Annotated in this window: 21 protein-coding genes; 5 read left to right on the top strand and 16 right to left on the bottom strand. The window is 58.3% G+C overall.

Annotation, left to right across the window (positions count from 1 at the left end):
* The 15 genes from phnM to G403_RS0115725 all read right to left on the bottom strand — a co-directional run bounded on the left by phnM (nucleotide 1) and on the right by G403_RS0115725 (nucleotide 16,526).
* Complete coding sequence (phnM, locus tag G403_RS0115795; protein WP_027854850.1) at nucleotides 1-1,137, bottom strand: alpha-D-ribose 1-methylphosphonate 5-triphosphate diphosphatase; 1,137 nt, start codon at nucleotides 1,135-1,137, stop codon at nucleotides 1-3.
* Nucleotides 1,134-1,847 (bottom strand): phosphonate C-P lyase system protein PhnL, encoded by a 714-nt coding sequence (gene phnL / locus G403_RS0115790; RefSeq protein WP_027854849.1) that lies wholly within the window; start codon nucleotides 1,845-1,847, stop codon nucleotides 1,134-1,136. Before phnL ends, phnM begins: the two co-directional genes overlap by 4 nt.
* A gap of 16 nt (nucleotides 1,848-1,863) precedes the next feature.
* Entirely contained in the window at nucleotides 1,864-2,640 is a 777-nt protein-coding gene (phnK, locus tag G403_RS0115785; RefSeq protein WP_027854848.1) for a phosphonate C-P lyase system protein PhnK, read from the bottom strand.
* Nucleotides 2,637-3,497 carry an alpha-D-ribose 1-methylphosphonate 5-phosphate C-P-lyase PhnJ gene (locus tag G403_RS0115780; RefSeq protein ID WP_027854847.1) on the bottom strand — a complete coding sequence of 287 codons (861 nt, stop codon included), beginning with the start codon at nucleotides 3,495-3,497 and terminating at the stop codon, nucleotides 2,637-2,639. The genes phnK and G403_RS0115780 overlap by 4 nt, the downstream gene beginning before the upstream one ends.
* Nucleotides 3,494-4,585, bottom strand: coding sequence for a carbon-phosphorus lyase complex subunit (locus G403_RS0115775; protein ID WP_027854846.1), 1,092 nt, complete (start codon nucleotides 4,583-4,585; stop codon nucleotides 3,494-3,496). The genes G403_RS0115780 and G403_RS0115775 overlap by 4 nt, the downstream gene beginning before the upstream one ends.
* Nucleotides 4,585-5,193 carry a phosphonate C-P lyase system protein PhnH gene (phnH, locus tag G403_RS0115770; protein WP_027854845.1) on the bottom strand — a complete coding sequence of 203 codons (609 nt, stop codon included), beginning with the start codon at nucleotides 5,191-5,193 and terminating at the stop codon, nucleotides 4,585-4,587. Before phnH ends, G403_RS0115775 begins: the two co-directional genes overlap by 1 nt.
* 1 nt (nucleotide 5,194) lies before the next feature.
* Nucleotides 5,195-5,644, bottom strand: a complete 450-nt coding sequence (phnG, locus tag G403_RS0115765) for a phosphonate C-P lyase system protein PhnG (protein ID WP_027854844.1) — start codon at nucleotides 5,642-5,644, stop codon at nucleotides 5,195-5,197.
* The gene (phnF, locus tag G403_RS0115760; RefSeq protein ID WP_036234143.1) at nucleotides 5,641-6,339 is read right to left on the bottom strand and encodes a phosphonate metabolism transcriptional regulator PhnF; all 699 of its coding nucleotides are present in this window, start codon (nucleotides 6,337-6,339) and stop codon (nucleotides 5,641-5,643) included. Before phnF ends, phnG begins: the two co-directional genes overlap by 4 nt.
* 35 nt (nucleotides 6,340-6,374) lie before the next feature.
* On the bottom strand, nucleotides 6,375-7,169 hold the full coding sequence (gene phnE / locus G403_RS0115755; RefSeq protein WP_027854842.1) for a phosphonate ABC transporter, permease protein PhnE: 795 nt from the start codon (nucleotides 7,167-7,169) through the stop codon (nucleotides 6,375-6,377).
* A gap of 68 nt (nucleotides 7,170-7,237) precedes the next feature.
* Entirely contained in the window at nucleotides 7,238-8,254 is a 1,017-nt protein-coding gene (gene phnD / locus G403_RS0115750; RefSeq protein ID WP_036234140.1) for a phosphonate ABC transporter substrate-binding protein, read from the bottom strand.
* A 22-nt stretch (nucleotides 8,255-8,276) separates the two neighbouring features.
* Nucleotides 8,277-9,104, bottom strand: coding sequence for a phosphonate ABC transporter ATP-binding protein (gene phnC, locus G403_RS0115745; RefSeq protein ID WP_084404068.1), 828 nt, complete (start codon nucleotides 9,102-9,104; stop codon nucleotides 8,277-8,279).
* A 116-nt stretch (nucleotides 9,105-9,220) separates the two neighbouring features.
* Nucleotides 9,221-9,832, bottom strand: coding sequence for a DapH/DapD/GlmU-related protein (locus tag G403_RS0115740; protein ID WP_036234137.1), 612 nt, complete (start codon nucleotides 9,830-9,832; stop codon nucleotides 9,221-9,223).
* 94 nt (nucleotides 9,833-9,926) lie between these two features.
* Nucleotides 9,927-14,981 carry a diguanylate cyclase gene (locus G403_RS0115735; protein WP_027854838.1) on the bottom strand — a complete coding sequence of 1,685 codons (5,055 nt, stop codon included), beginning with the start codon at nucleotides 14,979-14,981 and terminating at the stop codon, nucleotides 9,927-9,929.
* 21 nt (nucleotides 14,982-15,002) lie between these two features.
* Nucleotides 15,003-15,719 carry a hypothetical protein gene (locus tag G403_RS0115730; RefSeq protein ID WP_027854837.1) on the bottom strand — a complete coding sequence of 239 codons (717 nt, stop codon included), beginning with the start codon at nucleotides 15,717-15,719 and terminating at the stop codon, nucleotides 15,003-15,005.
* 12 nt (nucleotides 15,720-15,731) lie between these two features.
* Nucleotides 15,732-16,526, bottom strand: coding sequence for a gamma-glutamylcyclotransferase family protein (locus G403_RS0115725; RefSeq protein WP_027854836.1), 795 nt, complete (start codon nucleotides 16,524-16,526; stop codon nucleotides 15,732-15,734).
* 118 nt (nucleotides 16,527-16,644) lie between these two features.
* Between G403_RS0115725 and G403_RS0115720 the strand changes: the two genes are divergently transcribed.
* Nucleotides 16,645-17,346: a TraX family protein gene (locus G403_RS0115720; RefSeq protein WP_084404067.1), complete on the top strand. Its 702-nt coding sequence runs from the start codon at nucleotides 16,645-16,647 to the stop codon at nucleotides 17,344-17,346.
* Nucleotides 17,347-17,791: 445 nt separating this feature from the next.
* On the opposite strand, the gene G403_RS0115715 is transcribed toward G403_RS0115720, so the two are convergent.
* Nucleotides 17,792-18,709 carry a LysR substrate-binding domain-containing protein gene (locus tag G403_RS0115715; protein ID WP_027854834.1) on the bottom strand — a complete coding sequence of 306 codons (918 nt, stop codon included), beginning with the start codon at nucleotides 18,707-18,709 and terminating at the stop codon, nucleotides 17,792-17,794.
* A 112-nt stretch (nucleotides 18,710-18,821) separates the two neighbouring features.
* Here G403_RS0115715 and maiA point away from each other — a divergent pair, with 112 nt between their 5' ends.
* From maiA to G403_RS0115695, 4 genes are all read left to right on the top strand, one after another.
* Nucleotides 18,822-19,463 (top strand): maleylacetoacetate isomerase, encoded by a 642-nt coding sequence (maiA, locus tag G403_RS0115710; protein ID WP_027854833.1) that lies wholly within the window; start codon nucleotides 18,822-18,824, stop codon nucleotides 19,461-19,463.
* Between the two features lie 73 nt (nucleotides 19,464-19,536).
* A complete protein-coding gene (locus tag G403_RS0115705; protein ID WP_027854832.1) occupies nucleotides 19,537-20,568 on the top strand; it encodes a cupin domain-containing protein in 1,032 nt (343 codons plus the stop codon).
* 104 nt (nucleotides 20,569-20,672) lie between these two features.
* A complete protein-coding gene (locus G403_RS0115700) occupies nucleotides 20,673-21,371 on the top strand; it encodes a fumarylacetoacetate hydrolase family protein (RefSeq protein ID WP_027854831.1) in 699 nt (232 codons plus the stop codon).
* Between the two features lie 284 nt (nucleotides 21,372-21,655).
* Nucleotides 21,656-21,922: helix-turn-helix domain-containing protein (locus tag G403_RS0115695; protein WP_027854830.1), on the top strand; the 267-nt coding region annotated here is incomplete at its 3' end.

The following is a 21,922-nucleotide window of genomic DNA, read 5'->3' as shown; positions in this document are numbered from 1 at the left end:
TCAGAATACCCGGTTGCCATCTTTCCAGACATGGAGGATATGGGCGTGATCATCCAGTCCTTCACACCAGACCAGATCGGCCCTTTTACCAACGGCTATTTCCCCCCTATCCTCCAGCCCTGCCGCCTGGGCCGGGCGCTGACTGACCAGTCGCGTGGCGGATGGCAGATCGTATTGGTTACGCTCATCCGCCACCAGCTTGAATGCGGCATCCAGCAGGCTGGCCGGATAGTAATCACTGGAGAGCACATCCAGCAGCCCTTCACTGGCCAGAGCGTGAGCCGCCACATTGCCGGAGTGGGAACCGCCGCGAACCACGTTGGGGGCGCCCATCAACACGGCCATACCCTGACGATGCGCCTCCCGCGCCGCCACTTCCGTGGTGGGGAACTCGGCGATCACCATACCGTGGTCCAGCGACTCTGCCACATGCTCCAATGTAGCATCATCATGGCTGGCCAGCGGGATACCCAGATCCAGACAGATGTCCGCAATCGCGCGACGATAGTCAGTACTGTATAACCGACTGGCTTCCGTCTGCCGCACAATAAATGCTTCCATTTCGCTATCGGACATCTTGTACTTGCCCTGATAGTACTGGCGGTACTTGTCGATATTGGCGAACTGACGCTGTCCCGGCGCGTGGTCCATGATCGAGACCAGTTGCGGCGGGTGCGACTCCAGCAGGTGCCGGAAGTTGTGCAGGGTATCCTGGTGACTCACTTCACAGCGCAGGTGCAACAGGTGGTCGGCACGGGTCAGCCCCCTTTCGCCACTTTCCTTCAGCGCGTTTGCCATGCGGTTGAGGTTATTCAGGCGCTCACTGCCCTCCACCACATCGCCCACGGAGATGGCATCAAACACGGTGGTAATACCGGCACTGATCATCTGCGCATCATGCACCTTGAACGCCTGCATACCGGGCCAGGCCACACCGGGCCGTGGCGTGAAATGCTTCTCCATATTATCGGTGTGAAGCTCCACCATACCGGGCATCAGGTAGCCGCCCTCGCAATCCACCGCACCGGGCAGGCTCACAACGCCGGTGTCTACCGCCTCAATGCGCCCCTGGTTGATGTGCAGCGTACCCTTGATGACTTCATCAGCTAAAACGATCTGGGCGTTGGTAAGAATCATGATGCAGCCCTGCTTTCAGATTTCTGGGTGGGGTCAATTTCGAAGATGTGATCGGCAACCGCCTCTCGCACGTCGGCATCATGAAAAATACCGACAATGGCGCTGCCCCGTTGACGCGCTTCCCGGATCAGCTCGACCACGACGCTGGCGTTGCGCTGATCCAGCGATGCGGTGGGCTCATCGAGCAGCAGGATCGGGTAATCGACGATAAAGCCGCGGGCGATATTCACGCGCTGCTGCTCACCACCGGAGAAGGTGCCGGGCGGCAACGACCAAAGCCGCTCCGGGATATGCAGGCGTTCGAGCAGCTCGCCGGCACACTGGTGCGCCCTGTCCTGATCCACACCGCGCTCGCGCAGAGGCTGGGCGACCACATCCAGTGTGGAGACACGGGGAATGACGCGCAGGAACTGGCTCACATAGCCGATGGTCTCGCGGCGGATATCCAGCAGGGTCTGGCTCGGTGCGCCGGTCAGCTCCACCATCTCACCCCGGTGGAATACCCGGATGCTGCCGCTGGTGGGCAGGTAGTTGGCGTAGAGCGAGCGCAGCAGGGTGCTTTTACCGGAGCCGCTTTCACCAAACAGGACGGTACACTCCCTCTGACGTGCGCGGAAATCGATCCCGCTGAAAACGGGCAGCTGGATACCACCCTGGTTGTGCAGGGTGAACACCTTGGTGAGCCCCTCGACTTCAATCATGGTTTGCATCTTTCTCGCTCCAAAATCAGGGGGTCAATACCGAGGAGACCAGCAGCTGGGTGTAGGCGTGTTGAGGATCATCCAGTACCTGATCGGTCAGGCCCGTTTCCACCACCTCACCCCGGCGCATGACGATCAACCGCTGAGCCAGCAGACGGGCTACCGCCAGATCGTGGGTGACGATCACCACCGCCAGGTTCAACTCGGTCACCAATCGACGCAGCAGATCCAACAGGCGCGCCTGCACCGAAACATCCAGGCCGCCGGTGGGCTCGTCCATAAACACCAGACGCGGATGAGTCACCAGATTGCGGGCGATCTGCAGGCGTTGCTGCATCCCGCCGGAATAGGTGGTGGGCTTGTCGTCGATGCGGTCAATATCCAGCTCCACATCGGACATCCACTGCTCGGCCGTCCCGCGCAGGTTGCCGTAGTGACGCTCTCCGGTGGCCATCAGGCGTTCGCCGATATTGGCGCCACCGGAGACGCCCATACGCAGACCGTCGCGAGCATGCTGATGCACAATGCCCCACTCGGTGCGCTGTAGCTGGCGCTGACGGGACTCGCTCAGGCTATACAGATCAAGACTCTCACCGGCCCGGTTGTGATAGTGGATGGAGCCGCTATCCGGAGCCAGTCGTGCCGACAGACAGCTCAACAGCGTGGATTTGCCGGAACCGGATTCACCAACAATGCCCAATACTTCGCCGGGATAGAGATCGAAGCTGACATCGGCACACCCCTTGTTCGCGGCATAGAGTTTGGTGATCTCCCTCACCTGCAACAAAGGTTGGGTACTCATGCGCTCTCCTCCTGTTGGGCCAGGCGCGTCCGGCAGTAATCGGTATCGGAACAGATAAACTCGTGGTGGCCCTGGTCATCCATCACCACCTCATCCAGGAAGCTCTCTTCAGAACCACAGATGGCGCAGCTGGCTTCCCAGCGCTGCACCTCGAACGGGTGATCCTCAAAATCCAGGCTGCGCACATCGGTGTAGGGCGGCACGGCGTAGATACGCTTTTCGCGCCCCGCCCCGAACAGCTGCAGGGCCGGCGAGTTGTCCATTTTCGGGTTGTCGAACTTGGGGATCGGCGAGGGATCCATCACAAAGCGGCCGTTAACCTGCACCGGGTAGGCGTAAGCGGTGGCGATATGACCGAACTGGGCGATATCCTCATACAGTTTGATATGCATAACGCCGTAATCCTCCAGCGCGTGCATCTTGCGGGTTTCCACCTCGCTGGGTTCGATAAAGCGCAACGGCTCCGGAATCGGCACCTGGTAAATCAGAATTTGATCCTCCCGCAAAGGCTTCTCCGGAATCCGGTGGCGGGTCTGGATCAGGGTCGCCTCTTCAGTCTGCTCGGTGGTTTCGACACCGGTCAGATCACGGAAGAATGCGCGAATACTCACGGCGTTGGTGGTGTCATCCGCGCCCTGGTCGATCACTTTGAGGCAGTCGTCGTGACCGATCACCGCCGCCGTCACCTGCATACCACCGGTGCCCCAGCCATAGGGCATGGGCATCTCACGGCCGCCGAAAGGCACCTGATAACCGGGGATGGCAACGGCTTTAAGCAGTGCCCGACGGATCATCCGTTTGGTCTGCTCATCGAGATAGGCGAAGTTATAGCCCGCTCTGATGGGGGAACTGCTCATGATTGGTCCTCCTCTTGCGCGGCCGCCTCGGCCTTGCGAATGCGGCGTATCAACTCCAGCTCCGACTGGAAATCCACGTAATGGGGCAGCTTCAGATGGGATACGAAGCCGGCCGCTTCCACGTTGTCGCAGTGGGAGAGCACAAACTCCTCCTGTTGAGCCGGAGACTTGATCTCCTCGTCATACTTGTCGGCTTGTAGCGCCCGATCGACCAGAGCCATCGACATCACCTTGCGCTCACACTGGCCAAACCCGAGGCCATAACCCCGGGTGAACTTGACCTCGCCATCCTCCAGCCGGGTAAAACCGTTGACCATCTCGCACTCACTGACCTGGATAGAGCCGATCTCCACTTCAAAACCCAGCTCCTCCGGTACGATGCTCACATCCACCTCGCCGATGCGGATCTCACCGGCAAAGGGGTGGTTGCGGCCGTAACCGCGCTGGGTGGAGTAACCCAGTGCCAGCAGGAAGCCCTCATCGCCACGTACCAGCGCCTGCATCCGGGCACTGCGATCACTTGGGTAGGTGGGCGGATCGCGGGTGATATCGGCAGGCTCGGACTCCGTGTCCGTCTCATGAACCATCAGCCCCTCCTGCTCCAGCAGTTGGGAGACACGGACCATGGACTCCTCCACCCGTTCTTCCACCTCCTCGGTGTTGGACTCTGCTGCCTCGCCTTCGGCCAGGAGTGCGAAGTCGAGCAGACGATGGGTGTAATCGAACGTGGAACCCAATACCTGTCCACCGGGCAGATCCTTGTAGGTAGCGGAAATACGGCGCTCCACCTGCATGGCATCGGTGTCGATCGGCTCGCTGCTGTAAAAGCGGTTCAACGTGGTGCGATAGGCACGCAGCAGAAAGATAGCCTCGACCAGATCCCCGGCCGCCTGTTTGATCGCCAGCGCCGCCAGCTCCGGATCGTAAACCGAGCCTTCGGTCATCACCCGGTCCACCGCCAGCGACAGCTGCTCTTCAATCTGGGCGACCGCCAGTTCAGGCTGTTCCTCGCTGCCGCGACGACGTCGCGCCAGTAGCTCATGGGCGGCGCGGATCGCCTTTTCGCCCCCTTTGACTGCGACGTACATCAGATCACCTCCACTTGAGTCGTGCGGGGAATGGCGGCTACCCGGGTACCACTCACCAGAATCAGATCCAGCCCCTGCGGGAAAGGGTCAGGCCGCTCCAACAGATAAGCCAGTAGCGCTTCACCCGGGTGGCTCAGAGAGAGCATCCGCTGTCCCGGTATTCCGGGTCCGCTCAGTTTCAGGGTCAGCAAATCGGGTTGATCATCGCCCGCCTCGAGCTGGTCGAGCTGAATCACCAGGGTGCAGCTGCGATCCGGGTATTCGGGTTCACCAATCTTGAGCCCATCGAGTGACGTCAGCTCTCCGGCCTTGGCCATCACGAAATCGGCATCGGCGGGTTGATCCACTCGGGGTGCGCCGGCGTGAAAATTGAGATTGGTGCGGATCAGCTCGGTATCCAGCGAGGGGCTGAGCCATAACGACGTGGTCTGATCCATCAGTGACAGGAGCGTGGTTAATGCCGCCGGTGAAAGCTCGGCCAGCGCATCAGCATGATCCAGCGTACGGATCACCCCCGGCTCGCTCATAACTTTGAGTAGCTGTCTGAACGCTTGTTGAGCATCACGGACCGGCTCATCAAACCCTTTTTGCAGTTGGGTATCGGCCATTTCAGTCCTCCCCCCTTACAAGCGTGAAGAAGTCGACACGGGTGGCGTCGGTCTCGCGACGTTTTTTCGCTTCCGCTTCCAGGAGCAGGGTTTCAATCGGGCGGACCACTCGGTCCATAATCACCTCTCCCATCTGCGGGTCCTGTAACAGCGCATCAAGCTGGGCCGCACGCAGAGCGTGGTCTTTATGACGGCCGGCAATATAGCTGTATCCCAGGGTGTCCAGTGACGAGCGCACGACACAGCGGGTCAGTGTCATATCGCCCAGGTTGAAACGCTCCCCTTTATTGCCCATCCGGGCACGAACCTGGGTTAGCCCAACCTCGGGCGCCCGGATCACATCAAAGCTCACCTCCTTGATGGCGTCTTCGGACAGGCCGAGCAGTTCATCAACAGGCGCCTTGGCCAGCACCGACATCCAGTGCTGACGCTGTTCAATAGCGGTATTCATGGTTTGGGTTCCACGCTGTATTCAAATAGATCACTGCGGCTGCGAGCGATGGAGTACTCACGCAGCTCATCGGTACCACGGCAGTGGTTGCGGGTATGGACCTCCATCACGGGCACACCCCGGGTAATCGACAACTGGCCACACTCTTCGAATGTGGGCATTCGCGCACGCAGGCGGGTGGTGCCACGACGCAGATCGATACCCCAGTTCTCCCGTAGAAACTGGTGAAGGGAGCCGCCCTCAAAAGCGCTCAGAGCATCCTCCGGCAGACCAAACAGGTAGTGCCGGATCAGGCAGACCGGTTCCCCCTCGATCAGGCGGCGAGTCTTCAGCTCGTGAATACGGGTATCTGGTGACACATCCAGCTGCTGTGCCAGCGTTGCCGGCAAAGTGGTGACCACAGAACGCAACACCTCGGTCTCCAGCCCCAGCCCGATCTGGTTCAGGTTGTGGGAGAACGCGGCACGGTCATGCAGTGCATAATCGATGGGGGTTTGGACGATCTTGCAACCCAACCCCTGGTAACGACGCACCAGTCCATCCTGGACCAGTTCGTCAATGGCTCGCCGAACCGTATGCCGGTTCACGGAAAAGCGGTCGGCAAGACGGCTCTCCGGCGGCAGCAGGTCGCCAGCGCTATACTGGGAAATAATCTCATCACGCAACTGGGTTGCGATTTTCCGATATAAAGCCATTTGTCTATACAAGTCCCTAAGTGAGTGCATTCATCTCAGATGAATGCCTTGCGCAACCGCTGAGACAGCAGGTCGGTAAGCGTCACGCTGATGATGATTACGATCATCACGGCGCAGGTTTGCTGAAACTGAAAACCGCGGATGCTTTCCCAGAGAATCACGCCGATGCCACCGGCACCGACCATGCCCACCACTGTTGCGGAGCGGACATTGGATTCGAACCGGTAGAGTGAGTAGGAGATCCACAACGGGAGGACCTGAGGGATAACGCCATACAGAATCTCTTCCAGCATATTGGCGCCCGTGGCACGCACCCCTTCCACTGGACGTGGGTCGATCGCCTCCACCGCTTCCGAGAACAGTTTGGCCAAGACACCTGTGGTGTGAACAAACAGCGCCAACACCCCGGCAAAGGGCCCTAACCCCACCGCGACCACAAACAGCATTGCGAACACCATTTCGTTGATCGCACGGGTGGCATCCATCAGACGTCGCACCGGCTGATACACCCATACCGGCATCAGGTTCTCTGAACTAAGAATTCCGAACGGCACTGAGAGGATGATGGAGAGTACCGTCCCCCAAAGCGCGATATGGATGGTGATCACCATCTCTTCCAGGTAAAACCCGATATCACCGAAATCCGGCGGAAAAAAATCGGACGCAAACTCGGCCATGTTGCCGCTTTCGGTGATCAGCACCAGCGGATTGATCTCTGCCGCGTCCCAACCCCAGCCCAACAGGGTAAACAGGACCATCCAGCTGATCGCCGCGATCCAGTTGAACGGTTTGCGTTCCAGGGTCAGATTGTGAGCACTAGACTCGATCATGGAATGAACTCGACTAACAATAAGCGGGAGTAACCGGCACCACAGCGGGTGCCGGTTAAGCAGGTCGATCAGTTAGCGGAAGCCGCTTCCAGGGCATCCATACGACGGTTCAGAGCCGCCAGCTTGTCATCGATTTCGCGCAGCTGAGACTCTTTGTCCTCGGCGGACAGCCCGTCATCATTGGCGATGGAAGCGCGCTGTTTGAACAGGGCCAGCTGGCGGATCGGCAGCAGCTGATCGTTGCTGGACGCTTTGAACGGAGCCCACTGCAGTGCTTCCAGTACGGCCAGCTCCTGCGCATCACCGGTGGTGCCATAGCTCATGAAGAAGTCATAGATTTTGGATTTGGCGCTTTCCGGCAGGTTGGTGCGCCAGACGATCGGGTCGGACGGGATCAGCGGTGATTTCCAGATCACCTTAACCTGGTCGTATTTATCAGGATGGGTCACCTTAATACGGGCCAGATTTTCGGTGTTGTTGGTCGCAACATCCACCTGACCGTTAGCCACCGCCAGGAAGTTGGATTCGTGACTGGCGTTGGTCATCCGTTTGAACGCTTTTTTGGCATCAACCCCATTCTTGGCGAACACGTAGTAACCCGGCACCAGGAAGCCGGAGGTGGAGTTCGGGTCACCGTTACCGAAAGCCAGCTTGTCGGCCTGAGCCAGCATGTCGTCCACGTTATTGATCGCATCGTTATCCTTGTGCGCGATCAGCAGGCTCCAGTAACCCGGGTTACCCGATACGTCGACGGTCTGCGCGAAGATTTCGCCACCGGCGCGATCCACCGCTTCCATGGCGGATTTGTTGCCGTACCAGGCCACGTCGACTTTGTCGAAACGCATCGCCTGGATGATGCCAGCGTAGTCGGAGGCGAAGAACGGCTTCACTTCCATACCCAGATCTTCAGACATATCGGCCAGGAACGGCTCCCAGACAGTACGCAGGTTCTGTGAGGATTCGGTGGAGATGATGCCGAAGTTCAGCGCTTTCATCTCGTCAGCCTGAGCAACCTGAGCACCGGTCAGTGCCGCGGTCATCGCAAGGCCGGCGGTGATGCCGGAAAACAGCTTTTTGAGTTTCATTAAAGACTCCTAAACTGGAATATTAAGCAGGATTAAGTTCATACGCGGGGCGTGCAGAGGAAACCGCGACCGGTTCAGGTGCTGGCTCCGAGCCCATCTGAGTGCCATAAAGGCGACTGAGCATCTGCCCGTCCAGGGCAGTAATCGGTCCATCGAAAAAGATCTCGCCGCCCTGCAACGCAACAGCACGGCGGCAGTATTTCTGTGCGTAATCCACCTGATGCAGAGTCACAACGACGGTGATGCCCAGCTCCCGGTTTATTCGTTCCAGGGTTTCCATCACCAGCCGGGAGGATTCCGGGTCGAGCGACGCGATGGGCTCGTCGGCCAGAATCACCTCCGCCTTCTGCATCAGCGCCCGGGCGATGGCAACACGCTGCTGCTGACCACCGGAAAGCTCGGAGGCACGTTTGAGGGCATGTTCCCGCAGCCCCACCAGCTCCAGCGCCTGCAGTGCTTCCAGCTTTTCTTCACGGGTAAACCAGCCCAGCATACTGCGCCATACCGGCACGCGGCTGAGCCCGCCGATCAGGACGTTGGTCAGAACACTGAGCCGATTAACGAGATTGAACTGCTGGAAGATGTTGCCCACCCGGGCCCGGGTACGGCGGATATCCTTGCTGGCCCGGCCCTTGTGCTGAACCGGTACACCGAGTACTTCGATCTGAGAACGGCTGCCTTTATCGGCCAACGTCAGACAGGACAGGTGGCGCATCAGCGTCGATTTGCCGGAACCGGACGAACCGATGAGGGCGACCATCTCTCCCTCTTCAACGTTCAGAGAAATCGACTTGAGAACCCGAGCAGAACCAAAGGATTTCTGCAGGTCGGTAATCTGGATGGCTGGCATGATTTGCCCCTCTTGTGATCGCATGGAGACCATCCTAGAGGGGCTTTGTGACACTGAGGTTGTCTAGATATGTTCGTTTGATTGCGAGTTGATTGCTTTTTTTTGACTGCCCGATGTCAATCCAGATACTTGGCCAGAAAGGCCTCTCCGGTCAGCGCACGAAAGTCCGGCAGCCGTTCGGCCAGCTGTTCGTGGGACCAATCCCACCAGGCCAGACGTTCAAAGCCGTCGATCACTTCACTGCTGAAACGCTTGCGAATCGGCTTGGCGGGCACACCGCCAACAATGGTATAGGGCGCCACATCCTTGGAGACCACGGCACCGGCCGCGATAACAGCGCCATTACCGACAGTGACCCCGGCCAGCACCACAGCCCCGTGTCCAATCCAGACATCATGCCCGATCGACACTGGCTGATCGCGACGCCACTGAAAGAAACTCTCATCGTCGTCACCAAAGCCATAGAGCGAGCTGCGGTAGGTAAAGTGGTGCATGGCGGCCTTCTCCACCGGATGATTACCGGGATTAAGGCGAGTGTGGGCAGCGATGGAGCAGAAGCGACCGATCTCGGTGTTGATCACGTCGGAGTCGTCGCTGATATAGGAGTAATCGCCCAAGCGGCTGTTGACCACTTTACAGCGGGCGCCGATCTCGTTGTATCGGCCGAACTCCACGTCACGGATCTCAACCCCGGCGGCGAGACAGGGTTCAAAGGATAAATGTTTCATCAGGCTGTTCCCGGCTTCAGATTATTAAACCGGCAACAGATTAGGGGTTAATGGTGAAGGCGCGATGACATCTAGACAACCGGACAGCCGCCCGTCAGCCCACCTGAACCCGGTTGCGGCCCATCCGCTTGGCGCGATAGAGCGCGATATCCGCTTCACGCAGCAAGAGCTCAGGACCGCCGTCGGAACCCGGAACCAGCGTAGCGCCCCCGGCACTGACCGTGACCCGGTTTCCAGCCGATGAGAAAGCATGTTCAATGGCACGAGACTCCAGGGCCTCACGTACCTGCTCGGCCAACCGCTGCGCACCCTCTTTATCGGTGTCGGGCAGAATCACCATAAACTCCTCCCCGCCGTAGCGCGCGACCATGTCAGCCGGACGTTTGAGCTGATCATTGATCACGCTGGCAACCACGGTGAGACAATCATCGCCGGCCTGATGCCCATAGTTATCGTTAAACGCCTTGAAGTGATCCACATCGAGCATGATCAGCGAGAGTGGACGCCGCTCCCGGCGCAGACGTTTCCAGACCTCCTTCAGGTAGGCATCTCCACGTCGGCGGTTGGCAACACCGGTCAAACCGTCGCGGTCCACCAAGCCCTGCAGTTCCTGATTCAGTTGCTTCAGCCGGGTGGTGCGTTCGGCGACTTTCTGCTCCAGCGTGCGGGAGTACTCCTGGACCTGCTCATAGAGCCCGGCGTTTTCAATGGCAACGGCAGCCTGGGCCGTTAGCAGACGAATCAATTCCACTCGCGCTTCGGTAAAAACATTAGAGGCGAGGTTGTTTTCCATATAGATAACGCCTTCAAACCGCTCCCGCTGGATTGGTGCACAGAACAGGGAAACCGGCTGGCAGTTGCGGATATAGGGGTCTGCTACGAAATCGCCCTGGTGATAGGCCTCCCCCAGCACCACCGCCTCGCCGCTGTGCAAAACCTGACTGATAACGGTCATTGGCAAGGGTACCCGGTTTCCGTCTGAGTCGGTCACCAAGGAGTGCTCGGGGACATCAATATACGCCAATCCCTCCTGAGGCCAGCGGATCGCCTCCACCGTTAACTGGCCTTCATGACGTGCCAGTAAACACCCCCACTGCCCCCCTGCACTTTCCAGTAAGATGTCTATGGAGGTTTTCAGCAGGCGCTCCAGTACAATTTCACCGGAAATCTCCCGGGACGCCTTCATGATGGAAGCCAAATCAAGATCTGCCGTGCTGTTTGCGGCGGAGGATGGCGGCTGCAGAAGTTCTATAAGGATCGGGAACTGGCGGGTCATGTGCGCCACCTTGCGGTGTGCCCCCCAGCGTTCATACAGCCGGCAGGCCCCCCGCAGATAGCCTTCGGCGGCCCGTTTCCGACCCTGCCCCAACAGGTGCTGCGCAGCCCGTTCGCAGGCAGTGGCTTCATCCCGAATAAATCCACTTTCGCCAGCAGCATCGATAGCTGCTTCGAATAACTCCAGCGCCTGCTCAGACTGCCCCTGCAACCGCGCCAGCTCCGCCTGCATCAGATACTGGTGATGACGGAAATTCTCCGGGCAATTATCAGCCCATCGGGTCATTCGAGCCAGGTCACGCTCCAGTCGAGTTTGCGTTTCCCGCTGTTGGGCCGGTGTCATCGACGGATATTGGCTCGCCAACGTCAGGAAAGCCACAATATAGAAACGCACCAGCTGCGGCAGCGACATCGCCGATTTAATCAGTCTGTCCTGGGCATAAACATGCTCCTGTGCGCGATCATAATCGCCATATAGAAGCGCTATTTCGGCACTGTAGATATGGTAGTTGGCGATGCCGGTCATGAACTGGCGCTCTCGCATCCCCGCCAGACAGCGCTGCTCATCGAAGCTTTCATCACTGAGGCTGAACAGGCCATCGGTCAGGCCCATCAGATTGCGTTGCAACTGAAGAAAGAGCGTGCCCGAGTCGAGTGAGTCCTGATAGGCACACTCGCGCACAATTTCCAGGTTCTCGGCATGTAACCGGTGGGCCGTTTCCAGGTCCAGGGTCGGATCCCAGATCACGCAGTCCTGGGCACTGTATGCCAGGTAAAGCAGATCACCGGACTGGTAACCCGCCTCGATTCCCTGGCGAAATAGAGGGGTCAGGCTCGACCAGTGGTTGTTCCAGTGATTAACGAACATGGCAAACACATAAACAACCCGGGAACGCAGGGGCAGATCATCGAGCCGTTCGTTGATCGCCAATCCCACTTTCGCGTATTCATAACCCAAGCGCGGCTCATCGAGTTCGCCGCACAGCAACATGCCGTAGGCCGCATAGGAAAAGGCCGACTCCGGGGCGTTTCCGTGACGCAACGATAAGTTGACCGATTTGAGCACCAGGTAGGGAAACAGGTTGCCACTCCCCGACAGAAAAGCTGCAGCAAAGATCTCCATCAACAGCCGCATGGCGATCAGGGTTGCCGGGGCGTTGACCTCCGGCGCATCCACCAAGTCAGGGATACGTCGATCACCCAGGTATTCCACCACCCGCTGCCGCTCACGCTCAATATCTGCGGAGTCCGGCTCAGCCGAAAACTCGACGCCGAGCAGCGTCAGCCCCTGAATGGCGGACTGAATCGACTCCTCCATCCGCCCCAGAGTGGCATACTGACGGGTACGCACGGCCAGGATATCCCCCCGCTCCAGGTCCGATTCGGCATGCTCCAGCAACACGTCAATCCAGTGATCTGCAGCCTCAGTACGCCCGGTCAGGTAGGCGCACTGTTGAACCTCTGTCGCCCAGCTGCGGATGAGCTCCGGCTCGGCTGACCAGGCATGTCCAGGCATCAACTCACCGGCAACCTGCAGATAGGTCCAGGCGGCTTCATAGGCGGTCGCGTCATGGGCCCGAACCGCCGCCCTGAGATTCAAGCGACAGAGCTGGATGCGTTCACGCTCACTATCCACCAGCGAACGCCCCAAATTGAGGTGATCGACAATTTCGATGACTCGATTATCCGATACGCTATTTTCACGACTGGCCAGAATCAGCCGGCCCACCGATAGATGAACAGCGGCCAGCGCACCGCGATCGATCAGCGCGTAGGCCGCTTGCTGCACACGGTCATGCTGGAACCGGTAAACCGGGTTGAACGGTGCTTCGCCAGATTCATCCGCACGCTCGTTAACCAGCCGGTAATGGCTGTGCAGTGGCAATACCGCATGCAGTTTGAGCGCTGGCAACAGCGCACGGGCCGTATCGGTAGCACTGCGTTGATAGATGACCGATAACGTATTGAGATCAAAGCTAGCACCAATACAGGCCGCCAGCTGCAACACCTGTTGCGTCTCGGGTGGCAGACGTCGCAGGCTCTCCAGCATGAATTCCACCACGTCGGAGCTCATCTGCGCCCAGCGCGCCTGATCCAGGTCCCAGCTCCAGCGTCCGGTTCCCGCTTCCGGAGTAATTGCCCCTTCCAGGTACAGGCCGCGAATCAGCTCGTTGGTGAAAAACGGATTCCCCTGCGCCTTCTCGTAAAGCAGCTCTCCCAATTCACGCGTTTCATTTTCCGTCCGACTCAATGCATCGGCTACCAGATGATTCACGGAGCCGGGATCGAGCGGCCCAATCGGGATCTCTTTAACCGTGCGATGCGTTTTCAGGTCATCGAGCATCAACAGCAACGGATGCCCCACCGCCACTTCGTTACTGCGGTAGGCACCCACCAGAAACAGATGGGATGTCTCGTGAGAGAGCATGACCCGTCGTAGCAGCTCGAGGGTCGGTGCATCGCTCCACTGCAGGTCATCCAAAAACAGCACCACTGGGTGACCGGCTCCGGCGAATACGTGTAGAAATGCCGTCAGCACAATGTTGAGTCGGTTACGGGCCTCGGCGGGCGGCAGCGGTGCCACCGCCGGTTGCGAGCCAATAATCAGCTCAAGCTCCGGCACCAGCTCAACCACCAGCCGGGCATTGGGTGCCAGTGCTTCGTTCAAACGCTCGCGCCATATCGCCAACTGCGCCGACGGCAGGGCCAACACCTGATGTACCAGACCACGAAAAGCTGACGCCAGCGCTTTGCAGGGCGCGCCCTGCTGAAACTGATCAAACTTGCCCTGAACAAGGAAGCCCCGTTCCCGCACCAGCGGCCGGTCCAGCTCATTCACCAGCGCCGATTTACCCACCCCGGAATAACCGTGCACCAAACAGAACTCGGTCTGTCCGGCTGCTGCACTTTCAAACAGCGTAAGCAGCTGGTCTATCTCTCGATCCCGACCATAGAGTTTTTGCGGCAGGAGAAACTTGTGACTCCGGTCCTTCTCGCCGGGCTGGAAAGGCTCGATCAGTCTCCCGGCAGCCAGGCGGTTGGCACACAGCTCCAGGTCATGGGTTATCCCCTCAGCACTTTGATAACGAGCCTCCGGATTCTTACTCAACAGTTTGAGAACGATGGCCGAAACAGCTTCCGGAACGGCTGCGTTCAGTTCATGGGGTGCCGGGGGGCGCTGACTGAGATGACTGTGTACCCATTCCAGTGCATTGTCCGCCTGAAAAGGTCGCTGTCCGGTGAGAAGCTCGAACAGCAGGACTCCCAGGGAGTAATAATCGGAGCGGTAGTCAAGATCCCGGTTCATACGACCGGTCTGCTCGGGGGAGATATAGGGCAAAGGGCCCTCGACCCGACGCGACATCTGTACGGCCTGGCGCTCCTGATCCAGCTCCGAGGCGATGCCAAAGCCAGCCAGGGCAATATCACCACTGGCCGGATCAAGCAGTATATGCTCCGGAGCCAATGCCTTGTGGATGATTTCGTTGGCGTGGATCGCGCCCAGCGTACGCACCAGGCTCAACGCCACTTCCAGCACTTCGTTCAGCGGTAAACCCTGTCCTCCATTCTGTTCCAGACGATGCGCCATTGAGCTTTCGAATAGCTCGCACACCAGCGCCAGATTGCCTCCGCCATGAGGGACAACGGCATCCACCTCACGGACTCCGTTAATACCGGACAGGCGTTGCGCGATGCTGGCTTCACGCCGGATCTCCGCAACCTGCTGACGTTCGGGATACTCGGCGTCCCATGTTTCAATTGCCACTGCGGCGCCATCGGCAAGACGCCGAGCCCGATAGGTCACGCGGCCGCTGCCACGGGACAGGACCGCCTCGATCTCATAGCCGGGTAACTGCAGATCCGACGGATTCATCTTGTCCTCTCAGCGGGCCCGTCAGATACCGAACATACGCTTGAATGTTTCGGAATAAGCCGGATAAGCGCTATCGCGCAGCGGGGCTCCGTGGCCGCACAGAGCGTGCTTGAAAACGAGCTCCTTAAGGCGAACAAAATCTTCAGCCTGCGGAGCTGCCATCTGTACCCAGACCGGGCCCAGGTTGGCCGGCGCAAAGAAGCCCATCTCCTGCATCAATGCTTTGGAGTCCTCCGAAAAATATTCATCGGGCGCCAGCCAGTTCTGAAGCGCATCACAGGCGATCACGACACCGCCCTCACGCGCCAGATGGAGGATCGCTTCCGGGATTTTGGTGGTACGAAACTCAAACAGGGAAGCATCAGCAACGGGCAGAGGGCCATCGGGTCTCAGCCGTTGAGTGACCGGCAGACCTGATTCAGGTTCAACCCCGGGCAGTGCCCAGTATTCAGCGCCGTAACGCTCCACATAGAACGGATCATCCCGGCCATGCAATGCGCCAAGACACACCACATCGGTCACCCGCCCCAGTTTATCGAGTTCGGCCAACCCCGCGTCATCCAGCCGAACACTGTTGACGATGATCAGGCGCTCGCCCTCGCGAATCACGACCATGTTGCGACTGAACTGCCAATCCATCCCCTGCAGAACCGTCTCCATGGAACCGGTCACCCAGAACAGGTCCGGAAAAATCTCTTCAATACCACCGTGTTTCAATGCCGGGGAAAACTGATCCATGCTGTGCGCTCCTCACGTCTCGTCGTAATCGAAGCGGCCCACATAGCGATACTCCCGCGCATATTCGTTCAGATAAGCGTTGAGATATCTCCGCTGAGCCTCATTGAGACGTCCGTGCCGAATCGCTTCCATAGTTTCAGTGCCATCGCTCGTGTCCAAACGCTTCAAATGGAACAGCGTCATATCACGACCGCCAAAAAAACCCTTCAAATACTCATGCCGGGGCCTCGCCACCGACATATCGAACACTTCACCGTATAGCGCCGTATATAGAGGACGGCCGGCCAGCGAACGGGCACTGAACCAGGGGTGGTCGCCCTCCGGCCTGACAAACGGCGGATACTCCTCAACCTGATGAACCGGGTGCTCCATCAGGTATTTTACATAGGCGCTGTCGATGCCGCTTTCGTGTGCCCCCTGAACCAGGATATTGCGATAGCGAGGGCTGGGCAGGCAATTGTTATTGAGAAAACCGGGCATACCCACATAAACCAGTGCCGGTATCCGCTCCCCTTCCGATTCGACGTCGATCATGACACGATCATAGCCGTGACCGTATGCTTCAGTGGCATCCAGTGGCGCCAACGCGGCGTCGGGACAATCGTGCAGCACGCCCAGCACCCGGTCGCCAGGCGCATCGGTGCGTTCGATATTGGCTACACCGCCTTCGTGACGGAAGAAGTGTTCCACGTTAAAGCGCAACCGCCAACCGTGCAAAACAGCCCGCCGCGATGCCAGAGGCTCAACACCCTTGGCCCGCAACGCGGTAATATTCATGTTTGAACCGAAACCGAAATAACGAAACATCACAGGTTCTGTTAGCTGAAAGAATAACGATCTATAAGGAAACAGAAGCCGGTGGGGTAAATCAAGGCTGAACTTTATCCCGGCAGCCCGATACTCAAGCGGTGATAACATCGACCCCATGCAAACTGATCACTCGAAAACACCCGCGCCCCACAACACCTGGATTAGTTATGCCCATTGGCTCGCCATTATCGCCATGACGCTGGAGCATATGTTTCGGTTCATATGGCCGGAGTCAGCACTAACCCCTTGGGCACAAGCGATGGGAAGAATCGCTTTTCCACTGTTTGCGGCCATCATCGCCTGGCATCTGGTGCATAACAGCCGGAAACCCGCCCTGTATGGTCTGCGAGTACTGGTGATCGGGGCCGTTAGCCAGATTCCCTACGCTACCGTGATTTCAGCGGAGAAGTTGAATATCTGCTTTACCCTGGGATTCAGTATGCTGGCGTTGATCGCCGTGGAAAGAATAAAGACGCAGAGCCTTCAAGTACTCGCTGCGGCGGTGGTTCTGATCCTGGCCGCTGCCGCCCGCCCCTATATCGAATACGGTCTCTGGGGCCTGTTGCTCGTGCCTGCGTTCGCGATAGCGTTTCGGCATAGAGACCGGCTGATCAGCACGGTTCCCGCTTTAACCATGTGCGCCCTGATTAACCGCGCGCCATCGTCTGTGGTGATCAGCGTTCTGACTGGCTGCGGGATTTTCTATGCAGCTCACTTCAGTTCGAGTCAGCTGCCTCGCCCGCCTCTTCCCCGCTGGTTGCGCCTTGCCTGGTATCCACTGCACCTGGGGGCTATTGCGGGCATCATGTCACTCTGACGTTATCAGAACTTCATTATCAGAGGCCGAATAGCCCGGCGCAGTTTCTGTCCGGGTCAGTGCCTCGTGGTAAAGTTCAAAGGTATCTATAGCCCCCTTTACCGCTTCCTGCTGCTGAGACTCTGGCTAATAAAACTATTAGAACCGTCTATGCGATGTTGCGGGATAGTACCGAGTACCCAGCTCAGCCGATTCGGGCTCGAATGTACTATCAATCAAAGAATGCGACCGATTAGATGAACATTCAGCAACCTGAGTCAGTGCAGTCACGAGAGTATATAACTCGTTAACAAGGGATGACCGGGTTGTCCACGGAACTATCTTTTAGCCTACCTTTCGAGAGCTCGCACAAGAGGCCGCGTGACTTTGTAATTAGCAGTATTCTTTGTTGACCAGGTAGGGTCCACATAAGACCTCTGAGGGATAGCGTCTTCTGATGACCTCTTCAGATAAATCGGGCGGACTCCCTCATGCAGTCAAGCAGATCCATCATGGTGGGCTCCTCCTGTACATCTTCACGCCAGCACATACCGACCCAACCCTCGTCACTGTCGATATCGATATCCAGCGACTCCATCAGGCCACGGTCGTTGAAGTGATGGGCGACCCGTTCCGAGGCGACTGAGATCATATCGGTATATTGCAGCAGCCAGAGGTTGCCCACCTGTGAGGTGGATTCCACACGGTAATTAGGCGGTTTGCGGCCAGCGCGGGTCAGTGCGGCATCGAGCTTGGCGCGGATGGGGGTACGATCCGGCCAGACGATCCAGTCATAGTCGTAAAGATCATCCCAGCTTACCTTGCCGCGTTGGGCCAGCGGATGGCTAAGGCGAGACACTACCCGGATACGTTCACTATAAAGCTGCTCACTGCGAAACTCCGGCGAAGGGCGGTAGTTGTCTAAACGGCCGACGACCACATCCAGCTCACCCAGTTTTAGCTTCGCCAACAGGGTATTCATGGTGCTCTCCTGCACCTGAACCCTGGAGCGAGGGTGCCGTTCCAGAAAGCGCGTGATGGCGGATGGAACAAAACTCGGTGCCGACGCAGGAGAAGTGCCAATAGCCACGCTCTCCGCCGCCCCTTCATGGACTGCCTCGATATTTTTCTGCGCTCGCTCCACCTCGGTCTGAATGCGGCGCGCGTGGGCAATCAGCATCTGCCCCAGCGCCGTGGGACGCAGGCCCCGGGCGTGACGTTCAAACAGCTCGCCCCCCACATCTTCCTCCAGCTCTTTCAGCCAGCGTGAGAGCGACGGCTGGGTGGTATAGGTCAGCCGGGCGGTCTCGCTGAGGCTACCGGTTTCGCCGAGAGTGATCAGCAGCGGCAGATGTTTCAGGCGCGTATGCCGTGTCCAATCCATGATGTTACCTATTTCAAAACTGGTATGGGAGCATGCTTATATATCATTAGTCGATATAGGTTGGCTCGACGATAATGCCTCCATCGCTACAAAGCAACGACAGGTAACGCAGATGCAGCTTTACAGTTTCTTCAATAGCTCCACCTCATACCGCGTCCGTATCGCGATGGCGCTCAAGGGGTTGAGCTACAACTATCAGGGAATCAACCTGCGCGCCGGTGATCAGCACAGTGAGGACTACCAGCAGGTCAACCCGGCTAAGGGCGTACCGGTACTGGTGGACGATGATGGCGTTTCCCTGAGCCAGTCCATGGCGATCATCCAATATCTGGATGACGCTTATGAGGGCCATCGCCTGATTCCGCAGGACGCACTGGCCAAGGCTCGGGTGCTGGAGTTCTCCAACCTGATCGCCTGCGACATGCACCCGGTCAATAACCTGCGCATTCTGGGGTACCTGGTAAAGAACCTGGGGGCCGACGACGCTCAGAAACAAGCCTGGTATGGCCATTGGATTGCTGAAGGTTTCGTCGCGGCGGAAAAGCTGCTGGAGCGTTACGGTAGCGGCCCTTACTGTTTCGGCGACCAGCCGACCCTGGCGGACTGCTGTCTGGTGCCTCAGGTCGCCAATGCCTCCCGTTTTGGCTGTGACCTGAGCCCCTACACGCGTGTGATGGCGGTCTACGAACACTGCTTGCAGCACCCGGCTTTCAAAGAGGCCGCGCCGGAAAGTCAGCCGGATTACATCGACTGAGAACCGTGTTAACGAGTATCCCCAATACAGTTTCCAAAATAACGACGACTAACCCAAGGCGAGGAAAATAACGATGCAGTCTCTGGGCACACTGGAAGAACTTCCGCAGGAATACCGCGACGACCTCACCGACCTGAATCTCGTGCCGCTCTGGCCGAGCATGCGTGCGGTGCTGCCCTACGGAGTTCCGACCCGTAACACGCAGACGCTCAACTGGCGCTACGAGCAGGTACGTCCGCTGCTGATTCAGGCCGGTGAGCTGACGCCGATGGAAAAAGCCGAACGTCGCGTGCTGGTGCTGGCCAACCCCGGTCATGGCCTGACCAATATGCAGGCGACGCCAAGCATCTACCTGGGCCTGCAGCTGATTCTGCCGGGTGAGACCGCGCCGAACCATCGTCACACACCCAACGCGGTGCGCATTATCGTCGAGGGCGAGGGAGCCTACACCACCGTGGATGGTGAGCCCTGCCGCATGGACCGTGGCGACCTGATTCTGACACCGGCCGGTAAATGGCACGAACACCACCACGAGGGCGACGGCCCCATCGTCTGGCTGGATGTGCTCGATCTGCCGTTGATCTACTCGCTGGAAGGTTCCTGGGCGATGGAAGGCCAGCCGCAGCAGGACGTTAAAGCACGGGACAAGTCCTTTGCCGATTACAGTGCCGCCGGCGTGGTGCCGAACCTGAACTTTGAGCGCGAGAAGAAAGGCGCACCGATGCTGCGTTACCCCTGGAGCAAGACCCGCGCCTGCCTCACAGAGATGGCTGCGGACCATGCGCAAGGGTTGCTGCGCATCAGCTACGTGAACCCGGAGACCGGCACCAGCCTGTTCCCCAGCATCGGCTTCGGCGCCATCATGCTGCGCCCGGGCGAGACCATCAAACTACCCAAACGCACCACCGCCTGCATTTTCCACGCGGTAGAAGGCGCCGGCACCCTGCAGGTCGATGACGGGGACGCGCTCGCCTGGGTCGAGAAAGACACCCTGAGTGCACCCGGCTACAGCGATATCACCCTGAGCAACGCCTCGGGCACTGAACCTGCGTTCTTTATCACCGCCGACGAGGCGCCGCTGCATCAGTATCTCGGCATTTTCTGATCGCCGCCCCGGCTCGACCCGGGGCCGTCGCATGCGGATTCAACAACTCAAGTTAGACCGCTCAATTTAGACAGCCCAACGTTAAAATTTAAGAGAGACTCACCATGGCGAACACCGTATTCCCCGTACCCGCTCCGGTTCTGGCCCCGATCCAGGGTTCCGACGAGACCTTCCCGGTTAATCGCATCTTTTGCGTCGGCCGCAACTATCTGGCTCACGCCACCGAAATGGGCGTGGCTGTGGATAAGAGCAAGCAGGAACCGTTCTACTTCAACAAGCATCCGTCCTACCTGGTGGAGTCCGGCGCTGAGATCGATTATCCGCCGCAGACTACTAACTACCACTACGAGATGGAGTTTGTGGTTGCGATCGGTAAAGAGGGTTTTGAAGTCTCCCAGGACGATGCGGACGATCTGATCTGGGGCTACGCCTGTGGCCTGGATATGACCCGCCGCGATCTGCAGTTAAAAGCGCGCGAACAGGGACGCCCCTGGGATCTGGGCAAGGATTTCGAGCAGTCTGCCATCCTGTCGCCGATCGTACCTGTCGCTCAGACCGGCATTATCAACGAAGGCAAAATCGAACTGGCGGTAAACGGTGAAACCCGTCAGTCCTCCGACCTGAACCTGCTGATCTGGAATGTGCGCGAAATCATCGAGCACCTGTCCAGGTTCTACCATCTGCAGCCGGGCGACATCATCTACACCGGCACCCCGGAAGGCGTCGGTCCCGTCGTTGCCGGTGACAAAATCACCGGCAGTATCGAAGGCGTTGGCGAGATTCAACTGACCATCAATAAGTAGCCGCCTGACCGGAGCCGCGCTGCGCTCTGCCCCGTCAGCAGCGCGGTATACACAGTCGGTGCTTAAACGCAAAAGAAACAAAAGATAACAACTAGAGGCTTTTGTGATGACAAACGTAAAGAAACTAATCTCCTGTATCGCGCTGGGTGGAGCCCTTCTGGCCGGTGCTACCTCGGCCCAGGCGGAAAAACTGCGTCTTGGTCATGTACTAATGGGTTCGAAAGTAAGCGAACATCATTTATAATGTAGGCTCCGTTCGCCAAGCTTATCGGATATTTACACACATGCGCCACGATGACGGTCGTAAACTTGATCACAAAACATTAGAAGCCATTCGCGTTCGCGCCGTTCAACGGGTCATGGATGGCGAGAGTCCAGAAGTCGTCATCAAAGCGCTGGGGATGAGCCGAGCACGAATCTATGAATGGCTGGCTGCCTACCGCGAGGGTGGCTTTGACGCGCTCAAGGCCAAGCAGATTTCCGGTCGTCCCAAGAAACTGAGCGGTGCTCAGATCCGGGAGCTGTATATCTGGATAACGACCTTTACGCCG

The sequence above is a fragment of the Marinobacterium litorale DSM 23545 genome, assembly GCF_000428985.1.
In the GTDB taxonomy this organism is placed as follows: domain Bacteria; phylum Pseudomonadota; class Gammaproteobacteria; order Pseudomonadales; family Balneatricaceae; genus Marinobacterium_D; species Marinobacterium_D litorale.
The sequence above is the reverse complement of the archived record's forward strand: the minus strand, read 5'-3'. Positions and strand labels throughout refer to the sequence as shown.